Raw genomic sequence first — 23,075 nt, 5'->3', positions numbered from 1 at the left:
GGCTTGACCTGTGCCCGCGCTGCCGCGACTTTGACGTCGCGGCGGGGCAGGGGCGGCGCGCGATGACGCTTGGCGAACAGGCGCGGTGGTGGGGTTTGGCGCTTCTCGCGCTGATCGTCTTCCTTTGGGCGTTCTCCAGCGCGATCACGCCTTTTCTCGCCGGCATGGCGATCGCCTATTTCCTCGATCCGCTGGCCGACCGGCTGGAGCGGCTCGGCCTGAGCCGAGTTGCGGCGACGGCGGTGATCTCCGCGCTCGCCGGCGCCGCCGCCGTCTCGGCGATGGTGGTGCTGGTGCCGCTGCTGCTCGACCAGATCAACCAGTTCGTCCGCGCCGCGCCGGGCTACGTCGCCACGGCGCAGGACTTCATCGAGCGCATGGGCGCCCAGCACGCGCCCGACGCCTTCGGCGAGGGCGGGGTGCTCGCCAAGGCTTTCGACCAGTTCGAACAGCGCCTTCAGGAATTCTCCGTCGCGCTGCTCGAGCGCGCGTGGACGGGCGGGCTGGCGCTGATCGACTTTATCGCGCTCGCAGTCATCACCCCGGTCGTGGCCTTCTACCTGCTGCTCGACTGGGACCGCATGATCGACGAGATCGACCACTGGCTGCCGCGCCGCCACGCGCCAGTGATCCGCCGCATCGCCTCAGACATCGACCGCGTGCTGGCGGGCTTCGTGCGCGGCCAGTTCACCGTCTGCCTGATCCTCGGCGCATTCTACGCGACGGCGCTGGCGATCCTCGGTCTGAATTTCGGGCTGGTGGTGGGGCTCTTCGCCGGGCTGATCAGCTTCATTCCCTTCGTCGGCTCGCTGCTCGGCGGCGCCATCTCCATCGGGCTCGCCGTGTTGCAGTTCTGGAACGAGCCGGTCTGGATCCTCGCCGTCGCCGCCGTGTTCCTCGTCGGGCAAGCGGTGGAGGGCAATTATCTGACGCCGAAGCTGGTGGGGAGCAGCGTCGGGCTGCACCCGGTCTGGCTGATGTTCGCGCTCTCGGCTTTCGGCGCTGCGATGGGCTTCACGGGGCTGCTGATCGCGGTGCCCGCCGCCGCGGCCATCGGCGTCTTCGTGCGCTTCGGGCTGGAGCAGTACAAGGCCGGGCGACTTTACACCGGCGGCGAGCAATTGCTCCCCGACGACCCTGACCATGAGCGCGACGCCGAGCGCGCCGCCTCCGAGTGATGTCGGCGCAGGCGCCGCTCGACCTGCTTTTTCCCCGTCGCCGGGGGATGGGCCGGGCAGAGTTCGTCGAAGGCCCGCCGAACGCCGCAGCGCTGCGCCTTGTGGAGGGCTGGCGGGGCTGGCCGGGGGGGCGGCTGGCCCTCGTCGGACCGGAGGGCGCCGGCAAGACCCACCTCGCCCATGTATTCGCCGGCGAGACCGGCGCGACCATCCTCGCCGCCGCGGCGCTGGCGGAGACGGATGCGCCCGCTTTGCTCGCCGCCGGAGCGTGCGTCGTGGAGGACGCCGACCGCCTGTCCGACGCGCCCGACCCCGCCGCCGCCGAGACGGCGCTCTTCCATCTGATGAACTTCGCGGCAGCCGAGGGCGCCGCCCTCTTGCTCACGGGGCGCGACGCGCCCGCGCGCTGGCCCTGCGCGCTGCCCGACCTGCGCTCGCGCCTCGCGGCGGCGCCGCTCGCGCGGCTTGACCCGCCGGACGACGCGCTGCTCGAAGCCGTGATCGCCAAGCAGCTCGCCGACCGACGCCTCGCCTTTCAGGATGGGCTTCCCGCCTATCTCGCGCGCCGCATCGAGCGCTCCTTCGCCGCGGGCGCAGCGGTCGTCGCGGCGCTCGACGCGGCCTCGCTCGCCGAGAAGCGCGCGATCACCGTGAAGCTCGCGGGCGAGCTGCTCGGGTGATCCTGCGCCTGCTCGCCGCGCCGGGCTGGGCGGCCTGGTCGCTTATCGGAGTCCTGCGCCGACCCGCGCCGCTGTCGCAAACCCGTCGCAGCGCCGCCGTGATTGCGCGATACTCGGGGCCGACTCATCCCCGACTTGCACGGAGCAGCCGCATGCGCGCGGATTTCCTGAACAGCGTCGCCGACCCCGCGCAGGCCGCAGCGCCCGATTTCGACCTCGACAGCCCATCGCGCTTCTTCAACCGCGAGCTCTCCTGGCTGGCCTTCAACTGGCGCGTGCTGGAGGAGGCTGAGAATCCCCGGCACCCGCTGCTGGAACGCCTGCGCTTCCTGTCGATCTCGGGCAACAATCTCGACGAGTTCTACGGCGTGCGCGTGGCGGGTCTGCGCGGGCAGGTGCGCGCGGGCGTCGAGAAACCGTCCGACGACGGTCTCACCCCCGCCCAGCAGCTTAGCAGGATCGACGCCGACGCGCGCGCTCTGATGCAGGCGCAGCAGCGCGTCTGGGGCGAGCTCCGCGCGCTGATGGCCGCCGGAGGGCTGCATGTGCTCGACGCGGGCGCCCTCGACGCCGAGGACCGCGCCTTCTGCGAGAGCCATTTCCTCGATCAGGTTTTCCCGGTCGTCACGCCGCTGGCCATCGACCCGGCGCATCCGTTCCCCTTCATCGCCAATGGCGGCTTCGCGCTCGCGCTGCGGCTCAAGCGCGTGGCCGACGAGGCCGGGCTCGACGCGCTGCTGCCGGTGCCGCCGCAGCTGAGCCGCTTCATCCGCCTGCCCGAGCGCGAGGGGGCCGTTCGCTTCATCGCGCTGGAGAATTTCCTGACGCTGTTTCTCGACCGGCTGTTCCCCGGTTACGCCGTGGCGGGGAGGGCGGTGTTCCGGGTGCTGCGCGACAGCGACATGATGGTGGAGGAAGAATCCGAGGACCTCGTGCGCGAGTTCGAGACGGCGCTGAAACGCCGCCGCAAGGGCGAGGCGATCCGCGTCACCGTGTCGGGCGACGCGCCGAAGGCGCTGCGCGCGCGCATCGCCGAAGAGATGGGCGTCTCGGCCGAGGAGATCATCGATCTGGATGGCGTCATCGGCATCAAGGCGCTCGACGAACTGGTCGTCTCCGACCTGCCGGGGCTGCGCTGGACCAGCTACAGCCCGCGCCTGCCCGAGCGGGTGCGCGACCATGACGGCGACATCTTCTCGGCGATCCGCCAGAAGGACATGCTGCTCCACCACCCCTATGAGAGCTTCGACATCGTCGTGCAGTTCCTGCAGCAGGCCGCGCGCGACCCCGACGTCGTGGCGATCAAGCAGACGCTCTACCGCACCTCGCGCAACTCCCCCATCGTCGCGGCGCTCTGCGAGGCGGCGGAGGACGGCAAGGCCGTCACTGCGCTCGTCGAGCTGAAGGCGCGCTTCGACGAGGCCGCCAACATCCGCCACACCAAGCAGCTCGAACGCGCGGGCGCGCAGGTGGTCTACGGCTTCATGGACTGGAAGACCCACGCCAAGGTCAGCATGGTGGTGCGGCGCGAGGGCGGGCGGCTGGTGACCTACACCCATTACGGCACCGGCAACTACCACCCGATCACGGCGAACATCTACACCGACCTGTCGCTGTTCACCTGCGACCCGGCGCTGGGGCGCGACGCCGCGCGTCTGTTCAACTTCGTCACCGGCTACGCCGAACCGATCGGGCTCGAGAGCCTCGCCGTGGCGCCGCTCACCCTCAAGCGCACCATTCTGGAGGGGCTGGAGCGCGAGATGGCCCATGCGCAGGCGGGCCGCCCGGCGCAGGCCTGGGTGAAGCTCAATTCCGCCATCGAGCGCGAGGTGATCGACGCGCTCTATGCGGCCAGCCGGGCCGGGGTCCACATCGACATGGTGGTGCGCGGCATCTGCGGCGTGCGGCCCGGCGTGAAGGGGCTGTCGGAGACCATCCGCGTGAAGTCGGTGATCGGGCGCTTCCTCGAACATTCGCGCATCGTGGCCTTCGGCGACGGGCACGGCCTGCCGAGCCCGAAGGCGCGCGTCTACATCTCCTCGGCGGACTGGATGGACCGCAACCTCAACCGCCGCGTCGAGTCGCTGGTGGAGATCAAGAACCCGACGGTCCACGCCCAGATCCTCGATCAGGTGATGGCGGCCAACCTGCGCGACGAGGCGCAGAGCTGGGTGTTGCAGGGGGACGGGCGTTATGTGCGCGCGCAGGCGCCCGAAGGCGAGGAGCCCTTCTCCTGCCACGAATTCTTCATGCGCTTCCCCTCGCTCTCGGGCCGCGGCCACGCCGGCGCCGAGGACGCGCCGCGGCTAACCAAGCTCGCCGCCGAGTAGCGCTCAGCGGGCCTCCCACGCGTCGAGCGCGCGGAAGCCCGCCACCGCCGCGCCGACCCAGAGCCGCCGCAGGCCGGGCAGGGGGATGCGCGGCGGCAGACCCCGCAGGGGAGCCGGGATCGCGGTCTCGGGCGCGCCGGCGATCACATCGGCGAGCAGCCGCCCAGCCACCTGCGCGCCGTTCACGCCGGAGCCGTGCCAGCCGAAGGCGTGATGCACGCTCGCATCCTCGGTCAACCGGCCGACCCCCGGTCGGAGCGCCCCGGTCGCGCAGATGGGACCGCGCCAGAAGAACTCGATCTCGACGCCCGCCCAGAGCGGAAACAGCGCGGCGATCTCGGCGCCGATCCGCCGGCGCATGGCCGGCCCCGTCGCATCCGCCCCCGACAGATCGCCCCGCATCCCGAACAGGAGCCGCCCCTGCGGGAGCATCCGGTAATAGTGCAGCATCCGCCGCGCGGTCACGACCGGCCCGTCCTCGCGCCAGCGATGCGCCGCGCGCTCTTCCTCGGTCAGCGGTCGCGTCACCCCGATCATCGACAGCACCGGGATGGTCCGCCCGGCGAAGGCCGGATGCAGCGCGTCGGGCGTGAAGCCGTTGGTCGCCAGCACGACCCGCCGCGCCCGCAGCGCGCCCTGCGCCGTCTCCAGCAGATGCGCCGCGCCCTCTCGCCGCCACGCCAGAACTTCCGAACGCTCGAATATCCCAGCCCCCGCAGCCTCCGCCGCTTCGGCGAGCGCGCGTGCGAGCGCCAAAGGGTGCAGCGCGAAGCCGGGGCGCAGGCGCAGCGCGCCATGCTGGAGCGGCCCGTCGAAGCCCTGCTCGCCATAGGCCGCCGCCGTCACGACTTCCGGCGCCGGGCCGAATCGATGCGCCGCCGCCGCCGCCTTCATGGTCGCGAAGGCGCGGGCGTGGGGCGCGACCAGCGTCTCCGCCCGCCCTTGCGTCTCGATCCCGCGCGCGGCGCAGAAGGTGGCCAGCCGCTCGGCGCCCTGCAGAAAGGCGTCGGCGCAGGCGCGCGCCTCCGCCTCGCCGAAGCGCGCGATCCGCCCCGCCTCGCCCAGCATGTCCGAATCGAGCCCGACGAAGCCGCCATTGCGCCCCGACGCCCCCCAGCCCACCGCCCCCGAATCCAGCGCGACCGCCCCGATCCCGCGCTCGGCCAGCCTCAGCGCGCAGGACAGCCCCGCATAGCCCGCGCCCACGATGGCCACGTCGGTCGCATGATCGCCCTGAAGCGCCGGACGCGGCGGGCCGGCGGGCGCCGACGCCTCCCACCACGACGCCACGGGCTGCGACGCGTCATAGAGGTCGCGATGATAGACGCCCCGCACCTCCGCCTCCTTCGCAGCGCCCATTGCGCAGCGCAACAGAGCCGATAGGGTGAAGGCAGTGCAAGCTCCTCGGACAGGGAGACGACAAGATGAAGAAGACCGTGCTGCTCGCGACGGCCGCCGCCGTCGCGCTTTCGACCGCCGTCGTCCGCGCCGAAGGCGTGGTGAACGTCTACAACTGGTCGGACTACATCGACGACGCCATTCTCGAGGCGTTCACCGCCGAGACCGGGATCCGCGTCGTCTACGACGTCTACGACAGCAACGAGATCCTCGAGACCAAGCTGCTCGCCGGCGGCACCGGCTACGACATCGTCGTGCCGACCGGCACCTTCCTGCAGCGCCAGATCGCCGCCGGCGTCTACCAGCCGCTCGACAAGAGCAAACTGCCCAACCTCGCGAACATGTGGCCCGACATCATGGAGCGGCTCGCCGTCTACGATCCCGGCAACCTCCATTCGATCAACTACATGTGGGGGACCACCGGCCTCGGCTACAATGTGGCCGCCGTGCAGGAGCGACTCGGCGTCGACGCCGTCACCAGCTGGGACGTGCTCTTCAACCCTGAAATCGCTGCGAAGTTCGCCGATTGCGGCATCTACGTCCTCGACACCGCCGAGGAAGTGCTGCCGGCGGCGCTCAACTATCTGGGCCTGCCGCCCGACAGCAAGGACGCCGCCGACATCGAAAAGGCCAAGGAGCTGATGATGTCGATCCGGCCCTTCATCCAGAAGTTCCACAGCTCCGAATACATCAACGCGCTGGCCAATGGCGACATCTGCCTCGCGCACGGTTGGTCCGGCGACATCCTGCAGGCGCGCGATCGTGCGGTCGAGGCGAATGCGGGCGTGACGGTGGAATACGCCATCCCCAAGGAGGGCGCGCTGATGTGGTTCGACAACATGGCGATCCCCGCCGACGCGCCGAACGTCGAGAACGCCCACAAGTTCCTCGACTTCATCATGCGGCCCGACATGGCGGCCAAGGCGTCGAACTACATCTACTACGCAAACGGCAACCTCGCTTCGAAGGAGCTGCTGAACGAGGACGTGATCGGCGACCCGGCGATCTATCCCGACGACGAGACGGTGAAGAAGCTCTACGTCACCACGCCGGCGAGCCCGCGCGACCAGCGCGCCATCACCCGCGCCTGGACCGAGATCAAGACCGGCCTCTGACGCCCTGAGACGACTGCGCCGCCCCGCCGGTGCGGGGCGGCGCCGCAACGCGCGGAGCATCGAACATGGCCGAGATCAAGGTCGCCGCCAGCGGCTCGCCCTTCGCCCCCTGGAAGGACCCAGCCGCCAAGCCGCATCTGCGGCTGGTCGATGTGGTCAAGGATTTCGGCGAGGCCCGCGCCGTCGATCACCTCACCCTCGACATCTTCCGCGGCGAGTTCTTCGCCCTGCTGGGGCCGTCGGGCTGCGGAAAGACCACGCTCCTGCGGATGCTCGCGGGCTTCGAGACGCCGACATCGGGGCGAATCGAGCTCGATGGGCAGGATCTGACCCGGACCCCGCCCTATGAGCGGCCCGTGAACATGATGTTCCAGTCCTACGCGCTGTTCCCGCATATGAGCGTGGCGAAGAACATCGCCTTCGGCCTCGAGATGGACGGCATGCCGAAGCCCGACATCGGGGCGCGCGTCGAGGAGATGCTGAACCTCGTCAAGCTGGGCAAGTTCGCCGACCGCAAGCCGCACCAGCTCTCGGGCGGCCAGCGCCAGCGCGTGGCGCTCGCCCGCGCGCTGGCCAAGAAACCCAAGTTGCTGCTGCTCGACGAGCCGCTCGGCGCGCTCGACAAGAAGCTGCGCGAGGAGACGCAGTTCGAGCTCGTCAACATCCAGGAAAGCCTCGGGCTGACATTCGTGATCGTCACCCACGATCAGGAAGAGGCGATGACCGTCTCGACCCGGCTCGCCGTGATGCGCGAGGGCAAGATCGCCCAGCTCGGCGAGCCGCGCGAGGTTTATGAGGCGCCATCAAGCCGCTATACGGCTGAGTTCATTGGAGATGTGAATATTCTCGAAGGGCATGTCGTCGATCCTGCGAGCGGGCTCATCAGCCTCGACGCGTTCGACGCCCCGGTGCGGACCGGGCGCGCCATCTCGGCGGCGAAGGGCGCGCCTGTCGGGGTCGCGTTGCGCCCGGAGAAGCTCGTGATCGAGAAGCGCGACGACGCGCAACCCCACCCCGAAAATGTCGTCGACGGCGTGGTCGAGGACATCGCCTATCTCGGCGACATGTCGATCTACCGCGTGCGGCTGAAGGGCGGCGGGATCGCCAAGGTCGCGCGCACCAACCGCGTGCGGCTCGGCGGGCAGAACATCGTCTGGGAAGACGTGGTGCGCCTCAGTTGGGACCCGCAGGCGGTGGTGCCGCTGCTCGACTGAGCGGCGCGCGCTCAGCCGTCCCCGCGCAGGCGCAGGGCGGCGGCGACCACGGCGTCGGGCGCTGCGTGATGGGGCATGTGGCCGACGCCCTCGAGCAGGGTCAGCCGGGCGCGCGGCGCCTGACGCGCGAGAGGGATGGCGTGGACGTCCGCCCAGACCGTCTGGTCGGCGGTCCCGTGCAGCACCTCCAGCGGCAGGTCGAGTTCGGCGTAGCGGGGCGCGAGGCGTTCGAGATGCCCGTTCAGCGCGTGAAGGTCCGCCGCATTGGCGCGGAAAGTCTCCGGGCGCAGGGCTAGGCCGACGCCGATATGGCTCGCATAGCCCTCGGGCGCGCGGTCGGGGCGGAAGATGCGGGACACAAGCGCGTCGGGCGCGTCCTCGTCCACCAGCAGCCCCACGGTCCGGCGCACCAGCCCCCCCAGCACCGGACGCGCGCCGAGATTGTAGAGCAGTCCGGCGTCGCCGCCCCAGGGCAGCGTCGCCCCGGCGACGACGACGGCGCCGCGCAGCGTTTGCGACGCCTGCGTCGCCCAGGCCATCGCGACGGCTCCGCCATAGGAATGGCCGAGCGCGATGGCGGGCAGGGCGCCGAGCGCGCGCGCGCCTGCGATCAGGATGCGCGCCTGGATCGCGGGGTCGTCGGCGCCGGCGGGGCGCCCGCTGTAGCCGAAGCCGGGGCGGTCGAAGGCGATGGCGCGGAAACCCGCCCGCGCCATCCGGTCGAGCAGGTCGAAGCTGAAATCGCGCAGATTGCCGCTCGCGCCGTGGATCAGGACGACGGGCGGCCCCTCGCCGGCCTCGACGTAATGCAGCTGGACCCCGGCCGCTTCGACGAATCGGCCAATCGGCGGATGCGTCGCCTCCGCGCGCGCCGCCGGCTCGCCGGTCGCCGCGACCGCGCCGCCGGCGGCCAGCGCGCCAGCGGCGCCGGCTTTCAGAATGTCCCGTCGCGTCATGACCTGCGCCCTTTCCACGAACTGTCTTCGAGATAGCTCCGCCGAGGCGTGGTGCAACGGAGCTTGCGGATTAGGTCAGTTAAGCTTACCTTAAAAAGGACAAGACGGCGAAGCCGCAATCGGGAGGGTTGGACATGGATCTGCGGGACGTGTCGCTGCGCGACCGCTTCGATCTCGCGAAGTCGCCGGTGCTGCTCTCCGGCGTGCAGGCGCTGACGCGCGCCATGCTGACGCAGGCGGCCCGCGACCGGGCCGCCGGCCTGTCCACCGCCGGCTACGCCACGGGATATCGCGGCTCGCCGCTCGGGGCGGTCGATCAGACCATGATGGGCGCGCGCGCGCAGCTCGCGGCGGCGGGGATCGTCTTCGAGGGCGGGCTCAACGAGGACCTAGCGGCGACCGCCTGCTGGGGGACGCAGCAGGCGCATCTGCGCGGCGAGGGGCGCGTCGAGGGCGTGTTCGCGCTCTGGTACGGCAAGGGTCCGGGGGTCGACCGCTCGGGCGACGCCTTGCGCCACGCCAATCTCGCCGGAACCGCCCCGCTCGGCGGCGTGCTCGCCGTGATGGGCGACGACCACACCTGCGAGAGCTCCACCACCTGCCACCAGTCCGATCTCGCGATGATGGACGCGATGATCCCGGTGCTGAGCCCCGCAGGCGTGCAGGACGTGCTGGACTTCGCGATCCTCGGCTGGGCGCTCAGCCGGTTCTCCGGGCTCTGGGTCGGCCTCAAATGCGTCAAGGACACCGTGGAGGTGGTGGAAGTCGTCGACGGCGACCCGCACCGCGTGACCGTCGCGCTCCCGACCGACTGGGCGCCGCCGCCCGAGGGCGTCTCGATCCGCCTCGGCGATACGCCTCAGGCGCAGGAAGCGCGGATGCACGATGTCAAGCGCTTCGCGGCGCAGGCCTTCGCGCGCGCAAACGGGCTCGACCGTCGCACCCATGGGGCGCCCGGCGCCCGCATCGGGATCGCCGCCGCCGGCAAGAGCTGGCTCGACGTGAGTCATGCGCTCGACTTGCTCGGGCTCGACGAGCCCGCACTCGAAGAAATCGGGATAACGGTCTGGAAAGTCGGCATGGTCTGGCCGCTGGAGACGGTCGCGCTGCGGCAGTGGGCCGAAGGACTCGACCTCGTCGTCGTCGTCGAGGAAAAGCGCGCGCTGATCGAGACCCAGCTCAAGGAGGCGCTCTACAACCTGCCCGCCCGCCCCCGCGTCGTCGGCTGGAAGGACGAGGCGGGGGCGGTGCTGTTCTCCGCCAAGATGGCGCTCGACCCCGTCGGCGTCGCGTTGTCGCTCGGGCGGGTGCTGGAGGGCGAGGGGCGGGCGACACCCGCCCTGCGCGCCCGCCTCGCCGAGTTGCGCGCCCTCGCCGAGGCCGGGGCCGCACCGGACCTCGCCGAGCGCAAGCCGTGGTTCTGCGCCGGCTGTCCGCACAACACCTCCACCCGCATCCCCGAAGGCGCGCGCGCATATGCCGGCATCGGCTGCCACTACATGGTGCAGTGGATGGACCGCGACACCGAAGGCTTCACCCATATGGGAGCGGAGGGCGCCAACTGGATCGGCGAGCGGCATTTCTCCACCCGACCGCATGTCTTCCAGAATCTCGGCGACGGCACCTACAATCACAGCGGCGTCCTGGCGATCCGCGCGGCGCTGGCGGCGAACGCGCCGATCACCTTCAAGGTTCTGTTCAACGACGCCGTCGCGATGACCGGCGGGCAAAAGACCGAAGGCGGGCTCGACCCCTACCGCATCTGCGCCGAACTGCGCGCGATGGGGGTGGAGAAGGTCGTGGCGCTCTACGACGACAAGGAGGATTTCGACCGCGCACGTCTGCCGAAGGGCGTGCGCGCCGAGACCCGCGACGCCCTCGACGCCGTGCAGCGCGAACTGGCCGCGCATCCGGGCGTCTCAGCGCTGGTCTATGTCCAGACCTGCGCCGCCGAGAAGCGCCGCCGCCGCAAGCGCGGCGCCTTCCCAGATCCGGACCGGCGGCTGTTCATCAACCCCGCCGTCTGCGAAGGCTGCGGCGATTGCGGCGTGCAGTCCAACTGCGTCGCGATCCTGCCGCTCGAGACGGAATTCGGGCGCAAGCGCGAGATCGACCAGTCCGCCTGCAACAAGGATTTCTCCTGCGTCGCGGGCTTCTGCCCGAGTTTCGTCACCCTGCATGGCGCCAAGCTGCGCCGGCGGGCCGGCGGCGACGTTTCCCCACCAGACCTGCCCGAGGCGAGGCTCCCCGCAATCCGGGGCTCGTGGAACATTGTGATCACAGGCGTCGGCGGAACGGGCGTCGTGACGCTGGGCGCGCTGATCTCGATGGCGGCGCATCTGGAGGGCAAGGGCGCGGGTGAGATGCAGATGGCGGGGCTGGCGCAGAAGGGCGGCGCGGTGCGCATCCATGTCCGCATCGCGGAGAAGCCTTCCGATCTCAGCGCGATCCGCGTCGCCGCCGGCGAGGCGGATGCGGTGATCGGCGGCGATCTGGTGGTGACGGGCGGCGCGGAGACGCTGGCCTGCATGGCGCCGGGGCGCGCCCGGGCCGTGGCGAGCAGCCGCGAGATCGTCACCGGCGCCTTCACGCGCGACCCCGATTTCAGACTGCCTGCGTCGCGGCTGCGCAAGGCGGTCGAGGCGCGGGCGGCTGAGGCGCGCTGGCTCGACGCCACTGCGCTCGCGCAGGCGCATCTGGGCGACACGCAATTCGCCAATGTGCTGCTGCTGGGCGCGGCGTGGCAGGCCGGTCTCGTCCCCCTGTCGCGCGAAGCGCTGAGGCGCGCCATCGAGATCAACGGCGCGCAGGTGGAGGCCAATCTGCGCGCCTTCGAGATCGGGCGCTGGGCGCTCCTCGACCCCAAGGCGTCGGCGACCGCGCCCGAGGCGCAGCCGGCGCGGACCTTCGACGAGATGGTCGCCCTCAGGTCGGCGCTTCTCACCCGCTACCAGAGCCGGCGCTGGGCGATGCGCTTCGCGCGCGCCGTCGAGGCGGCGCGCGACGCGGAGGCGCGGATCGCGCCTCGGGGGGGCGGATACGCCGAGGCGGTCGCCCGCAGCCTGTTCAAGCTGATGGCCTACAAGGACGAATACGAGGTGGCGCGGCTGCACGCCGAGACGCTTGAGCCGGCGGTGGCGGCGCAATTCGAGGGCGTGCGGCGGATCGACTATCACCTCGCCCCGCCGCTGATCGCGCCGAAAGGCCCGGACGGGCGGCCCCGCAAGCTGCGCTTCGGGCCGTGGATGGGCGCGGTCTTCAAGGTCCTGCGCTACGGCAAGGTTCTGCGGGGAACGCCGCTCGATCCGTTCGGCTGGACGGCGGAGCGGCGCATGGAGCGGCGGATGATCGGCGAGTTCCTCGCCGAGATCGACCGGCTGAACCGCGAAATGCGCCCCGAGACGCACGCCCTCGCCGTCGGGATCGCAGAGCTCCCGCAGCAGCTGCGCGGCTTCGGGCATGTCAAGGCGGCGGCGGTGGAGCGGGTTTCGCAGCGGCGGGCGGCGCTGTGGGCGGCGTTCTCCGAGGGCGGCGCGCCGACCCTGCAGGCGGCGGAATAGCCGGGGCGACAGGCATCGCTCAGCCGAGCAGCCAGAGCCAGAAGGTCGCGCTCAGCACCGAGGCGGCGGTGCCGAGCAGCACCGTGCTCGCCGCAGCGCCCTGCGCGCGGTTGTACATCGCCGCGAAGACGTAGCCGTTCATGCCCGTCGGCATCGCCGCCAGCACCACGGCTGCGCGCAGATGCGCCTCGGGGAGGTCGAAGACGACGGCGCCGAGCAGCCAGGCGATCGCCGGATGCAGCAGGATCGACAGGCCGGCCATCGTCGCCGCCTCGGCGAGCCCCTCCTTGAGCCGGTAGCCGGTCAGCGCCCCGCCGAGCCCGAACAGCGCCGCCGGCAGCGCGGCCGCCCCGAGCATGTCCACCGCGGCCATGAAGAATTCGGGCGGCGCGATCCCGCTGAGGTTCAGCGCGAGGCCCGACGCGATCCCCAGCGTCAGCGCGTTTGAGAAGATCGCCTTGCCGGCGCGCTGCGCAGTCTGGAGCGCGCCGGCGCCGTCGCGGCGCGAGAGCTCCATGGTGACGATGCCGACGAGATAGCCGACCGGCGCATGCAGCGCGATGATCGCGAAGGCCGCCGGCAAGGCGTCGGCGCCGCCCTCGGCCCGGCTGAGGATCGGCACGCCGAGCAGCAGCGTGTTCGAGAACATCGCGCAGAAGCCGAGCGCCACCGCCTCGCCCGGTCGCCGCCCGAAGGCCGTGCGCGCGAGCGCGATGCCGAGGACGAAAGCGCTCAGCGAGCCGGCGTAGAAGCTCGCCAGCAGGTCGCGGTCGAAGGCTTGCGCCAGATCGAGCCGCGCCATCGCGCCGAACAGCAGCACCGGCACGGCGAAGCGCACGGCGAAGCTCATCAGCCCGGCGACGGCGCTCGCCGGAAAGCCCCCGAACCGCGCCGCCAGCCATCCCGCGCCGACCAGCAGGAAGACCGGCAGGACGGTGGTCAGGATCCCGAGCATCTCAGAGCGGGAAGCTCAGCCGCATCCCGTCATGGGCGGGCGCGACATGGGCCGGCGTCTCGGCTTGCACGCGGGCATGGTCCAGGTCGATGTGCATGTTCGTGATGATCGCCCGGCGCGGGGCGGCGCGGGCGATCCAGTCGAGCGTCTGGGACAGGTGGGAGTGCGTCAGATGCGGCTCGTAGCGCAGCGCGTCGACGATCCAGCACTCCACGCCGCGCACCGCCTCCCATGCCTCGGGGCTCATCGCCGAGACGTCAGGCAGATAGACGACCGGGCCGATGCGAAAGCCCAGCGCCTCCATGCCGGGCCCGTGCGGCACGGCGAAAGGGCGGGCCTCGATCGCCCCGCCGGCGCCCTGCACCCTCACCGGCCCGTCGATCAGGCTCAGATCGAGGATCGGCGGGTAGAGGCTGTCCTCGGGCTGGTCGAACAGATAGTCGAAGCGCCGGCGCAGGGTCTGCGCCGTGGCGGGCGAGGCCCAGACGGGCAGGCGGGCGCGACGGTTGAAGAAGACTTGCCGCAGATCGTCGATGCCGTGGACATGGTCGGCATGGTCATGCGTGAAGAGCACGCCGTCGAGCGTCTCCACGCCCGCGTCGAGCAGTTGCGCGCGCATGTCGGGGCCCGTGTCGATCAGGACCTGCGTCGCCTGCGCGCCGTCGATCCGCTCGACCAGAAGCGAACAGCGGCGGCGGCGGTTCAGCGGATTGGCCGGGTCGCAGGCGCCCCAGCGCCCGCCGAGCCGCGGCACGCCGCCCGAGGAGCCGCAGCCCAGAATGGTGAACCGCAGCTCGGCCATCACGCAGCTGCGGCCTTGGCGAAGAGCCGGTCGAAATTGGCGGTGGTCGCAGCGGCGAATTCGGGCGCGCCGAGACCGAAGAGCTGCGCGCCGACGGCGGCCGTCAGCGCCGTGTGCGCCGGCTCGCAGCGCTTGCCGCGATGGGGCGGCGGCGCGAGATAGGGCGCGTCGGTCTCGACGAGGATCCGGTCGAGCGGCGCGGCGGCGAAAATCTCGCGCAATGCCTGCGATTTCGGGAAGGCGGCGATCCCCGACATCGACAGGTAGAAACCGAGTCCAACAGCCGTCTCAGCGAGTTCCCGCCCGGAGCTGAAGCAGTGCATCACGCCGCCGAACGCGCCCGCCGCATGCTCTTCGGACAGGATGCGCGCGATCTCGGCGTCGGCGGCGCGGGCGTGGACGATGAGCGGCAGGCCAGTGCGGCGCGCCGCCTCGACATGCAGCCGCAGCGACGCCTCCTGCGCGGCGGCGCTTTCGGCGGTGTAGTGAAAATCGAGGCCGGTCTCGCCGATCCCGACCATCTTCGGATGCGCCGCGAGCGCCAGCAGGTCGTCGAGCGCGAGGGGCGGATGGTCCGCCGCGTGCATCGGATGGACGCCGGCGGCGAAGAAAATGCCCTCATGCGCCTCGGCGATGGCGGCGACGCCGGGTGCGGCGGGCAGGGTTGTGGCGATGGTCACCATGCGGCGCACGCCGGCCGCGCGGGCGCGCGCGACCACGGCGTCGAGTTCGCCCGCGAAGGCGGGAAAGTCGAGATGGCAATGGCTGTCCACCAGCTCGGGCGGCGGCATGGGCCTGATCTCCGCGGTTCAGGGAGAGGACGACGCGGGGGCTCTGGCGGCCCGCCCCGCCGCCGCGTCGACGCGCAGCCAGATATCGAGGATCGTCTGTTCGGGGTCAAGATTGACCGCGCGGGCCTGCGCCGCCGACGCCTCGATCTGCGCGGCCAGTTCGGCCCAGAGGCGCGCGCGCGCGGGGTCGGACGACAGGGCGCGGGCGATCTCGGCCTCGCGCGGCGCGGCTTCGGTCAGCGGCGCGCCGGCGCCGGCGCGGGCGAGCCTTTGCAGCAGCAGCACGCTGAACCGCACGGCGAGCGAATAGCGCCCCGCCGCCTCGCGCCCCGCGCAGGAGGCGGCGAGCGCGCGCAGCCGGCGGCGGTCGAGCCCCGGCGCGCCGGAGGCCAGCGCGGCGAGTTCGGCGTAGAGCGCCGGGCCGTCCTCCGCCGCCATCGCCAACGCGTCGCCCGGCGCGCCGCGCGACAGCTCGGCGAGCGCCTCCGACGCGGCGGTCGCGGCCCCCGCCTGCGCCAGCGCCGCGGCGAAGGCGTCGGGCGGCAGGGGATGCAGGTCGAGCGTCCGGCAGCGCGATCGGATGGTCGGCGGCAGTCGCCCCGGAGCATGGGCGACCAGCAGCAGGACGCAGCGCGCCGGCGGCTCCTCCAGCAGCTTCAGCAGCGCGTTGGCGGCGGCGACGTTCAGCTCGTCGGCGGCGTCCACCACCACGGCGCGCCAGCCGCCATCGGCGGCGGAGAGGTGCAGGAACTCGCCGAGTTCGCGGATCTCGCCCACGGTGATCTCGGCGGCGCGCTGGAGCGGTTCGACAAAGGCGCGCGAGCCGGGCTTGCGCCGCAGCGGGCGGACGACCGCGCGCAGACGTGGCTCGGCGCCGGCGGCGATCCGGCGGACGACCGGGTGGTCGGTCGGCATGTCTAGACCATTCGGCGGCGGCGCGCCGGGGTCGTGGGCGATGAGCGCGCGCGCGATGCGATAGGCCAGCGTCGCCTTGCCGACTCCCTGCGGCCCGCGCAGCAGCCAGCCATGATGCAGCCGCCCCGCGCCCCAGGCGTCGAGAAAGCCGCGCTCGGCGCGCTCCTGCCCGAACAGGCGCAGGGTCTGGCGAGGATGCGGCGCGCCGGGGACGCGGTCGGGTTCGGGGATCTCCGAATGATCGTGAGCCTCGGCGGCGGCGCGACGGCTCATGGCGCGAGCGCCGGAAGGCGGGCGAGGGCGGCGTCGATCCGGGCGGCGACCGCGGTCTCGGCGCCCGAGGCGTCGATCAGCGCGCAGCGCTGCGGTTCCGCGGCGGCGATGGCGCGGAAGGCGTCGCGAAGACGTCGCTGGAAGTCGAGGCCGAACGCCTCGAAACGCGTCTCGCCGCCGCCTTTCGCCGCCTCGCGCGCCGTCCCGCGCGCCAGCGCCGCTTCGGGGTCGACGTCGAGGATCAGGGCGAGGTCGGGCTCGCGCCCGATGACGAGCTCATGCAGCGCATCCACCAGCGCGCGCGAAGCGCCGCGCCCCGCGGCCTGATAGGCGCGCGTGCTGTCGGCGAAGCGGTCGCAGAGCACGACCGCTCCGCGCGCGAGCGCCGGGGCCACCGTGCGCTCCATGTGATCGCGCCGCGCCGCGGTGAAGAGCAGCGTCTCGGTCTCCGCCGACCAGCGCCCCGGCGCGCCTTCGACCAGCAGCCGCCGGATCTCCTCGGCGCCTGGCGCGCCGCCCGGCTCGCGCGTCTCGACCACGTCGAGGCCGCGCTTGCGCAGGCGCGCCGCGAGCTTGCGCAGCTGCGTGGTCTTGCCCGCGCCGTCGACGCCTTCGAAAGTGACGAACGTCCCGCTCACTCCGCCGCGCCGTCCGGCGACGCGCTCGCCCGCAGCAGCAGGCGCGCCGCCGCCTCGACCCGCGCGAGCAAGCCGCCCGGGCCGACATCCGCCGTCGCCGCGAGCGGGTAGGCGACCGGAGGCATCTCGGGCGCCTCCACGATCAGCTGCGCGATCACGTCGCCGGCGGCGATCGGCGCGGGGACGGGGCCGTCATAGACGATCCGCGCCGACACGGCGTCCGACTGCGCGAAAGGCGTCGTGACGACGACGTCGGAGACCGGCGCCAGCCCCACGCTCGGCGCGTCGCCGACCCAGACCTGCGCGTCGACGATCGGCTGGCCGGCGGCGTAAAGCACGCCGGTGCGGAATTCCCGGAACGCCCAGCCGACGATCTTCTCGGCTTCGGTCTTGCGCTGCCCCACGCTGTCGAGCCCGGCGACCACCATCACGATCCTCCGCCCGTCGCGCTCGGCCGAGGCGGTCAGCCCGTAGCCGGCGGCCTCGGTATGGCCGGTCTTCATGCCGTCAACCCCGAGGCCCAGATCGAGCAGCGGGTTCCGGTTGCGCTGGGTGATGTCCTCCCAGGTGAACTCTCGGATCGAGAAATGGCGGTAGTGCTCGGGGAACTTGGTCACGATGCGCTCGGCGAGGCGGGCGAGGTCGCGCACGCTCATCAGATGGCCCTCGTCGGGCCAGCCGGTCGCGTTCAGGAAATGCGAGTCGGTCAGTCCGATCTCGGCGGCGCGCCGGTTCATCTGCTCGGCGAAGGCTTCTTCGGTGCCGGCGAGGCCTTCGGCGAGCACGACGCAGGCGTCGTTGCCCGACTGCACGGTGACGCCCATTAGCAGGTCGGCGACGCGGATGCGGTCGCCGACGCGCACGAACATCTTGCTGCCGCCCATCTTCCAGGCCTTCTCGCTGACCGGGAAGCGGTCCTCGAGCGTCAGGCGGCCTTCTTCGAGCGCCTCGAACACCATGTTCAGCGTCATCAGCTTGGACATCGAGGCGGGGGGCAACGGCTCGTCGGCGTTCTTCTCCAGCAGCACCGCGCCGGAGGTCAGGTCGACGACGATGGCGGCGCGCGCGGGCGTGTCGAGGGCCTGCGCGCCCGGTGCGGCGAGGCTTGCCGCGAGAGCCGCCGCGGCGGCGAGGGCTGCGATGCGTCGGGCTATCTGGCGCATGGCGCGTCTCTCCTGTGCTGGTCTTGGCGACCCCGGCAGGACTCGAACCTGCAACCTGCGGATTAGAAGTCCGCTGCTCTATCCGGTTGAGCTACGGGGCCTTTTCGCAAGGGTTTCGCGCGCGGCGGTCAGTGCGTCCAGGCTTGCCGGCGCTCGGTGGCGAAGTTGCCGCCATAGCCGCGCGGGCGGATCACCGGCTTGCGCGGCTTCGGCTCCAGCACCTGCCAGGCGAGGCCGTGGCGACGGGCGTAGTCGACCGCCTCCTCGCGCGAGGCGAAGCGCAGCTTCACCTGCGAGGCCATGTCGGAGGAGCTGGTCCAGCCCATCAGCGGGTCGATCCTGCGCGCCTGCTGCGGCGTGAATTCGAGGACCCAGTCGCGGGCGTTCGCCTGCCCGGAGGTCATCGCGCTCTTGGCGGGTCGGTAAATCTTGGCGAGCATCCGCACCTCCTGAAACCCAAGCGGATATGGCGGCAAAGCGGCCGGGAATTCAAGCCGGCGCGCGGCCTCTGCGGCTTTGGAGCGGAGGGACGTCGCCGGCCGGGGAAAGCTGGGCGAGGGGTGAGGTGAAGCGCTGCGTCTCCCCGGCCGGCGACTGGAGCTGGGCTCTGCTGGTAAATTAAGCTGTATGAAGGAGTTCCGACAACTCGCCATTTCTGGGGAGGTTTCGGCTTGAGGCGGGCGTCGCGCTGCGCCAGAACGGGCCGCGCGCGCCGCAGGCGGTCCCGTTTCGGGACGATGCGCCGCGCGCCGCGGAGGGCGTCGATGTCGGTCGAAATCACCTGCGCGGTCAAGCGCTTCGATGGGGTCGCGGCGCTCGACGGGGTCAGCGTGGCGATCCCGCGCGGGGCCTTCTTCGTCGCGCTCGGGCCGTCGGGCTGCGGGAAGTCCACGCTGCTGCGGCTGATCGCGGGGCTCGAGACGCTCGACAATGGCGAGATCGCGCTCGACGGCCGCCCCGTCGCCGGGCCGGGCCTGCATGTCGCGCCCGAGGACCGCACCGTCGGCGTGGTGTTCCAGTCCTACGCGCTCTGGCCGCATATGAGCGTGCGCGAGAACGTGGCCTTTCCCGCCGAAACCGCCGGGGCGCGCCGCGCCGAGGCTGCGCGCGAGGCCGACGCGCATCTGCGCTCCGTGGGTCTCGAGGCGCTCGGAGCGCGCCGACCAGCGGAGCTTTCGGGCGGCCAGCGCCAGCGGGTGGCGCTCGCGCGCTGCCTCGCCAGCCGTGCGCGGACGGTGCTGATGGACGAGCCGCTCGCCAATCTCGACCCGCATCTGCGCGCGGCGATGGAGGAGGAGCTGCGCGCCTTCCACCGCCGCGCCGATCTCACCACGCTCTACATCACGCACGATCAGCGCGAGGCGATGGCGCTGGCCGATCGGGTCGCGGTGATGCGCGCGGGGCGGTTCGAGCAGGTCGCCCCGCCCGAGGAGGTCTATGCGCGCCCCGCGACCGAGCATGTCGCGCGCTTCATCGGGCGCGCGGCGCTGGCCCGCGGCGCGCTGGAGTCCGCCCATGGCGGGCGTGCGGCGGCGCGGATCGGTCCGCTCGAGGCCGTGGTGGCGTGCGGGCCGGACGCGCCGGCGGGCGCCGCCCGGATCGTCCTGCGGCCCGAGGACGTCGTCCTCGACCCCGAAGGCGCGCCGGGGCGGCTGGTCTCGGCGCGGTATCGCGGCGGGATCTGGGAGGGCGAGGCAGCGCTCGACGGGCTGGTCGAGCCGCTGCCGATCGCCGCGCGCGCGCGGCTGAACGTCGGGGAGACAGTGCGGTTGCGGCTGACGGGCGGCTGGGCGCTGCCGGGGTGAGAGGCGCGATTCAGGCGTCGTCGTCCCAGCGTCGCACCAAGCCGGCGACGTCGTCGAACGCGTCGGGGGCCAGCGCGCGGGCGAGCAGCCGGTCGGGATTGGTCGGCGGCGGAAACGCCAGCGCCTCGGCTTGGGCGCGGGTGAAGCCGAAGCGGCGGTAATAGGGTTCGTCGCCGACCAGCAACGCCCGCGTCCAGCCAGCCTCGGCGGCGCGTTCGAGCCCGTCGGCGATCAGCGCCCCGCCGAGGCCTTCGCCCTGCCGCGTCGGATGCACGGCCACGGGGCCGAGCAGCAGCGCCGGCGCGCCGCTTTCCCCGATGCGCACCGGCCAGAAGCGGATCGCGCCCGCCAGCGCGTCGAACTCGTCGCGCGCGACGCGGCACAGCCCCGGGATAGGCGGCGCGCCCTCGCGCAGCCGGTAGGACGACAGCGCCCGCCGCCCCGGCGCGAAGCACAGATCGTAGAGCGCCTCGACCTCGTCGAGATCGCCGGGGCGTTCGGGAAGCAGCCGGAACATCGGCGCCTCCCGCCCTTTTCCCCGCCTGCGCGGGCGGCTAGCATGACGCCTCCACGCAGGCAAGCAGGCGAGGCGCGCCATGTTCTACACCCCCGGCGCGCGGCCCCCGAGCCTGCCGCACGACCCGTTCGGGGCGATCGTCGCGCCGCGCCCGATCGGCTGGATCGCAACGCGCGATGCGGCGGGCCGCGACAATCTCGCGCCCTATTCCTTCTTCAACGCCGTCGCCTATGCGCCGCCGCAGGTGATGTTCGCTTCGACCTCGGCCAAGCCCGACCGCGGCGACACCAAGGACAGCGTCGCCAATATCCGCGAGACCGGCGTCTTCTGCGTCAACATCGTCGCCTTCGCGATGCGCCATGCGATGAACGCGAGTTCCGCGGCGCTCCCGCGCGAGGCCGACGAGTTCGCCCATGCCGGCGTCGCGCGCGCGCCCTGCCAGACCATCGGCTGCGCCCGCGTGGCGGAGGCGCCGGCGAGCCTCGAATGCCGGGCGACGCAAATTCTCAGGCTGGAGGGCGCGGCGAATTTCGCGGTGTTCGGCGAAGTCGTCGGCGTGCATCTGCGCCCCGACTGCCTGCGCGACGGCCGGTTCGACGTGACGGCGTTCCAGCCGCTCGCCCGCCTCGGCTATCGCGACTACGCGGTGGTGCGCGAGACGTTCACTCTGCCGAGGCCGGGCGAGAACTGAGCCCGACCGCGCCCGGCGCCGCCGGGAGGCGGATTTCGACCGTAGTCCCCGCCCCCGGCGCGCTGCGGATCTCCAGCGCGCCCTCGTGCAGTTCGACCAGCGCCTTGACGATCGACAGGCCGAGCCCGGTTCCCTGAAGCTTCTCCGCCCCGCTGAGGCTGCGCGCCTGCTGGAAGGGGACGAGCGCCTCCTCGATCTCCTCGGGGGTCATGCCGCGCCCGCTGTCGCGCACGGACAAGGCGACGGCGTCGCCGGCCCGGCGCGCCGAGGCGACGACGGCGCCGCGCTCGGTGAACTTCACCGCGTTGGACAGCAGGTTGTGCAGGATCTGCAGGATGCGGCGGCGGTCGGCTAGGATCAGCGGCAGGTCCTCCTCGATCTCGGCCCGCAGCACCAGACGCTTGCGCCGCGCCATCTCCGACAGCATCGCGACCGATTCCGTCGCCAGCGGCCCCAGCGCCAGCGGCGCGCGCTCGATCTGCATCTTGCCGGCTTCGATGCGCGAGAGGTCGAGAATGTCGGTGATCAGCGACAGCAGGAACTCGCCCGAACTGCGGATGATCGAGACGTACTCGCGATAGGCCTCCGGCAGAGGCCCCTTCACCTCGTGCGCCATCAGCTCCGAGAAGCCGAGGATCGCGTTGAGCGGGGTGCGCAGCTCGTGGCTCATCGTGGCGAGGAAGCGGCTTTTCACCGCCAGCGCGGCCGCCGCGCTCTCGCTGGCGGCGCGCAATTCGTGGTGCATCAGCACGAGCGGCGTGATGTCGGCGTGCACGCCGATATAGCCGCCTTCGGAGGTGCGGCTTTCGGAGACCAGCAGGCTGCGCCCCCCGCGCGTCTGGTGCTGGCTCGGCGCCCCCGGCGCGCGGTGGCGGGCCATGCGCTCGGCGATCCAGCGGGCGCGGGCCCGCCCGTCGACGCTCGCGTCGATCTCCCGCGCGCAGATTTCGCAGAGATCGGCGAAGGGCGTTCCCGGCGTCAGCGCGTCGCCGAACTCGGGGTACAGTTCGCGATAGCGGCGGTTGACCAGCAGGAGCCGGTCGTCGGGATCGCACATGATGAAGCCGAACGGGATGCTCGCAATGGCGTCGAGCAGGCGCAGTTCGCTGCGCTTGCGCGCGGTGACGTCGCTGCGCACGATCACCACTCCGCCGTCGGCGGTGCGCCGCTCGACGACCTCGGCCCAGCGCGCCCCCTCCATCGCCTGTTCGATGGGCGAGCCGTCGGGCGCCGCGTGGCGGGCGAGGCGGTCGGCGAGATAGGCGTCGGGGTCGGAAAGGGCGAGGGGGTCGATCATCCGGCCCGAGGCGACGTTGCGGCGCAGGATGTCCTCGAAGCGCGCGCCGTCCTCGACCGGCGCGCCGCCGAGCAGGCCGGTGTCCCGGCGATAGGCGGTGTTGCACAGCACCAGACGGTCCTCTGCGTCGAACAGCGCGAAACCCGCCGGCATCGCCTCGATCCCGTCGCGCAGCCGCTGCTCCATCAGCTGCGCGCGTTCTTCTGCGGCGCGCAGGCGGCGTTCGGTCTCGGCGTGCTCGATCTCGGCGCCGATCCGACGGGCGACGGCGCGCAGGAGCGGCGGCAGCATCTCGGCGTTGGCGAAGCGGCGGCGCGCCATGAGCGCGATCAGCCCGACCGCGCGGCCCTCGTGATCGCGCACCGGCGCGCCGGCATAGGCGACGATCCCGAGCTCCCTCAGCGTCGCGTCGTGGGGAAAACGCGCCTGAAGGTCGTCCTCGATGACGCAGGCGCCGGTTTCGACCACGTTCTCGCAGGGCGTGCCGCGCAGGTGGTAGACGATTTGCGGCTGCGCGGCGCCGTCCTCGAGCACTGCGAGGCTCCGCACCGCGCGGCCGCCCGGCTCGAGCGCGCCGATCAGCGCGATATCCGCCCCGACGCCTTCGGCGGCGCAGCGCGCGAGCGTTTCGAAAAAGGCGTCGCCGGTCGCCGCGCCCAGCGTCTCGAAGACGCTCAGCAGCAGAGCCTGGAAATCCACTTCGAGGTCGCGCGGCATGGAGCGATCATCCGGTCGGTGTCCCGCCCCCGCTGCGACCGCTCGGATCGCCGCGCGCGGCGGCTCAACCTTACGGGGAA

The 23,075-nt window shown here is 72.0% G+C and carries 19 protein-coding genes and 1 tRNA gene; 8 read left to right on the top strand and 12 right to left on the bottom strand.

Annotated features, from left to right (window positions below; translation table 11 throughout):
• The first annotated feature begins 62 nt into the window (after window positions 1–62).
• From V7Q31_RS03080 to V7Q31_RS03070, 3 genes are all read left to right on the top strand, one after another.
• Entirely contained in the window at window positions 63–1,178 is a 1,116-nt protein-coding gene (locus V7Q31_RS03080) for an AI-2E family transporter (protein ID WP_333832202.1), read from the top strand.
• A gap of 47 nt (window positions 1,179–1,225) precedes the next feature.
• Window positions 1,226–1,858, top strand: a complete 633-nt coding sequence (locus tag V7Q31_RS03075) for an HdaA/DnaA family protein (RefSeq protein WP_333832201.1) — start codon at window positions 1,226–1,228, stop codon at window positions 1,856–1,858.
• A gap of 152 nt (window positions 1,859–2,010) precedes the next feature.
• Window positions 2,011–4,188, top strand: a complete 2,178-nt coding sequence (locus tag V7Q31_RS03070; protein WP_333832200.1) for an RNA degradosome polyphosphate kinase — start codon at window positions 2,011–2,013, stop codon at window positions 4,186–4,188.
• Window positions 4,189–4,191: 3 nt separating this feature from the next.
• Here the strand turns inward: V7Q31_RS03070 and V7Q31_RS03065 are convergent, their stop codons facing one another.
• Window positions 4,192–5,523, bottom strand: a complete 1,332-nt coding sequence (locus V7Q31_RS03065) for an NAD(P)/FAD-dependent oxidoreductase (RefSeq protein ID WP_333832199.1) — start codon at window positions 5,521–5,523, stop codon at window positions 4,192–4,194.
• A gap of 89 nt (window positions 5,524–5,612) precedes the next feature.
• On the opposite strand from V7Q31_RS03065, the gene V7Q31_RS03060 reads away from it, so the two are divergent.
• Both V7Q31_RS03060 and V7Q31_RS03055 read left to right on the top strand, forming a co-directional pair.
• Complete coding sequence (locus V7Q31_RS03060; RefSeq protein WP_333832198.1) at window positions 5,613–6,701, top strand: polyamine ABC transporter substrate-binding protein; 1,089 nt, start codon at window positions 5,613–5,615, stop codon at window positions 6,699–6,701.
• Between the two features lie 65 nt (window positions 6,702–6,766).
• Window positions 6,767–7,915 (top strand): ABC transporter ATP-binding protein, encoded by a 1,149-nt coding sequence (locus tag V7Q31_RS03055; protein WP_333832197.1) that lies wholly within the window; start codon window positions 6,767–6,769, stop codon window positions 7,913–7,915.
• Window positions 7,916–7,926: 11 nt separating this feature from the next.
• Here V7Q31_RS03055 and V7Q31_RS03050 read toward each other — a convergent pair whose 3' ends face one another.
• Window positions 7,927–8,871: an alpha/beta fold hydrolase gene (locus V7Q31_RS03050; RefSeq protein ID WP_333832196.1), complete on the bottom strand. Its 945-nt coding sequence runs from the start codon at window positions 8,869–8,871 to the stop codon at window positions 7,927–7,929.
• Between the two features lie 134 nt (window positions 8,872–9,005).
• On the opposite strand from V7Q31_RS03050, the gene V7Q31_RS03045 reads away from it, so the two are divergent.
• A complete protein-coding gene (locus tag V7Q31_RS03045; RefSeq protein ID WP_333832195.1) occupies window positions 9,006–12,431 on the top strand; it encodes an indolepyruvate ferredoxin oxidoreductase family protein in 3,426 nt (1,141 codons plus the stop codon).
• Window positions 12,432–12,450: 19 nt separating this feature from the next.
• On the opposite strand, the gene V7Q31_RS03040 is transcribed toward V7Q31_RS03045, so the two are convergent.
• The 8 genes from V7Q31_RS03040 to V7Q31_RS03005 form a co-directional block, all read right to left on the bottom strand.
• Window positions 12,451–13,386, bottom strand: coding sequence for an AEC family transporter (locus V7Q31_RS03040; RefSeq protein WP_333832194.1), 936 nt, complete (start codon window positions 13,384–13,386; stop codon window positions 12,451–12,453).
• Between the two features lies 1 nt (window position 13,387).
• Window positions 13,388–14,188: an MBL fold metallo-hydrolase gene (locus tag V7Q31_RS03035; protein ID WP_333832193.1), complete on the bottom strand. Its 801-nt coding sequence runs from the start codon at window positions 14,186–14,188 to the stop codon at window positions 13,388–13,390.
• A complete protein-coding gene (locus V7Q31_RS03030) occupies window positions 14,188–14,979 on the bottom strand; it encodes a TatD family hydrolase (RefSeq protein WP_333832192.1) in 792 nt (263 codons plus the stop codon). Before V7Q31_RS03030 ends, V7Q31_RS03035 begins: the two co-directional genes overlap by 1 nt.
• 18 nt (window positions 14,980–14,997) lie before the next feature.
• Entirely contained in the window at window positions 14,998–16,167 is a 1,170-nt protein-coding gene (locus tag V7Q31_RS03025) for a DNA polymerase III subunit delta' (RefSeq protein ID WP_333832191.1), read from the bottom strand.
• Window positions 16,164–16,805: a dTMP kinase gene (tmk, locus tag V7Q31_RS03020; RefSeq protein ID WP_333832190.1), complete on the bottom strand. Its 642-nt coding sequence runs from the start codon at window positions 16,803–16,805 to the stop codon at window positions 16,164–16,166. The genes V7Q31_RS03025 and tmk overlap by 4 nt, the downstream gene beginning before the upstream one ends.
• Window positions 16,802–17,968, bottom strand: a complete 1,167-nt coding sequence (locus V7Q31_RS03015; RefSeq protein ID WP_333832189.1) for a D-alanyl-D-alanine carboxypeptidase family protein — start codon at window positions 17,966–17,968, stop codon at window positions 16,802–16,804. The genes tmk and V7Q31_RS03015 overlap by 4 nt, the downstream gene beginning before the upstream one ends.
• Window positions 17,969–17,992: 24 nt before the next feature.
• A tRNA-Arg gene (locus V7Q31_RS03010) sits at window positions 17,993–18,069 on the bottom strand.
• A 27-nt stretch (window positions 18,070–18,096) separates the two neighbouring features.
• Window positions 18,097–18,408 carry an ETC complex I subunit gene (locus V7Q31_RS03005; protein ID WP_333832188.1) on the bottom strand — a complete coding sequence of 104 codons (312 nt, stop codon included), beginning with the start codon at window positions 18,406–18,408 and terminating at the stop codon, window positions 18,097–18,099.
• A 324-nt stretch (window positions 18,409–18,732) separates the two neighbouring features.
• Here V7Q31_RS03005 and V7Q31_RS03000 point away from each other — a divergent pair, with 324 nt between their 5' ends.
• A complete protein-coding gene (locus tag V7Q31_RS03000; protein ID WP_333832187.1) occupies window positions 18,733–19,773 on the top strand; it encodes an ABC transporter ATP-binding protein in 1,041 nt (346 codons plus the stop codon).
• A 10-nt stretch (window positions 19,774–19,783) separates the two neighbouring features.
• Here the strand turns inward: V7Q31_RS03000 and V7Q31_RS02995 are convergent, their stop codons facing one another.
• Entirely contained in the window at window positions 19,784–20,290 is a 507-nt protein-coding gene (locus tag V7Q31_RS02995; RefSeq protein ID WP_333832186.1) for a GNAT family N-acetyltransferase, read from the bottom strand.
• 79 nt (window positions 20,291–20,369) lie between these two features.
• On the opposite strand from V7Q31_RS02995, the gene V7Q31_RS02990 reads away from it, so the two are divergent.
• Window positions 20,370–20,981, top strand: coding sequence for a flavin reductase family protein (locus tag V7Q31_RS02990; RefSeq protein WP_333832185.1), 612 nt, complete (start codon window positions 20,370–20,372; stop codon window positions 20,979–20,981).
• On the opposite strand, the gene V7Q31_RS02985 is transcribed toward V7Q31_RS02990, so the two are convergent.
• On the bottom strand, window positions 20,953–22,995 hold the full coding sequence (locus V7Q31_RS02985; protein ID WP_333832184.1) for a hybrid sensor histidine kinase/response regulator: 2,043 nt from the start codon (window positions 22,993–22,995) through the stop codon (window positions 20,953–20,955). The genes V7Q31_RS02990 and V7Q31_RS02985 overlap by 29 nt on opposite strands.
• Between the last annotated feature and the right edge of the window lie 80 nt (window positions 22,996–23,075).

The organism is Rubrimonas sp. (assembly GCF_036788415.1).
In the GTDB taxonomy this organism is placed as follows: Bacteria; Pseudomonadota; Alphaproteobacteria; order Rhodobacterales; family Rhodobacteraceae; genus Rubrimonas.
Note: the sequence above shows the minus strand (reverse complement) of the source record. Positions and strands in the feature narration are given on the sequence as shown.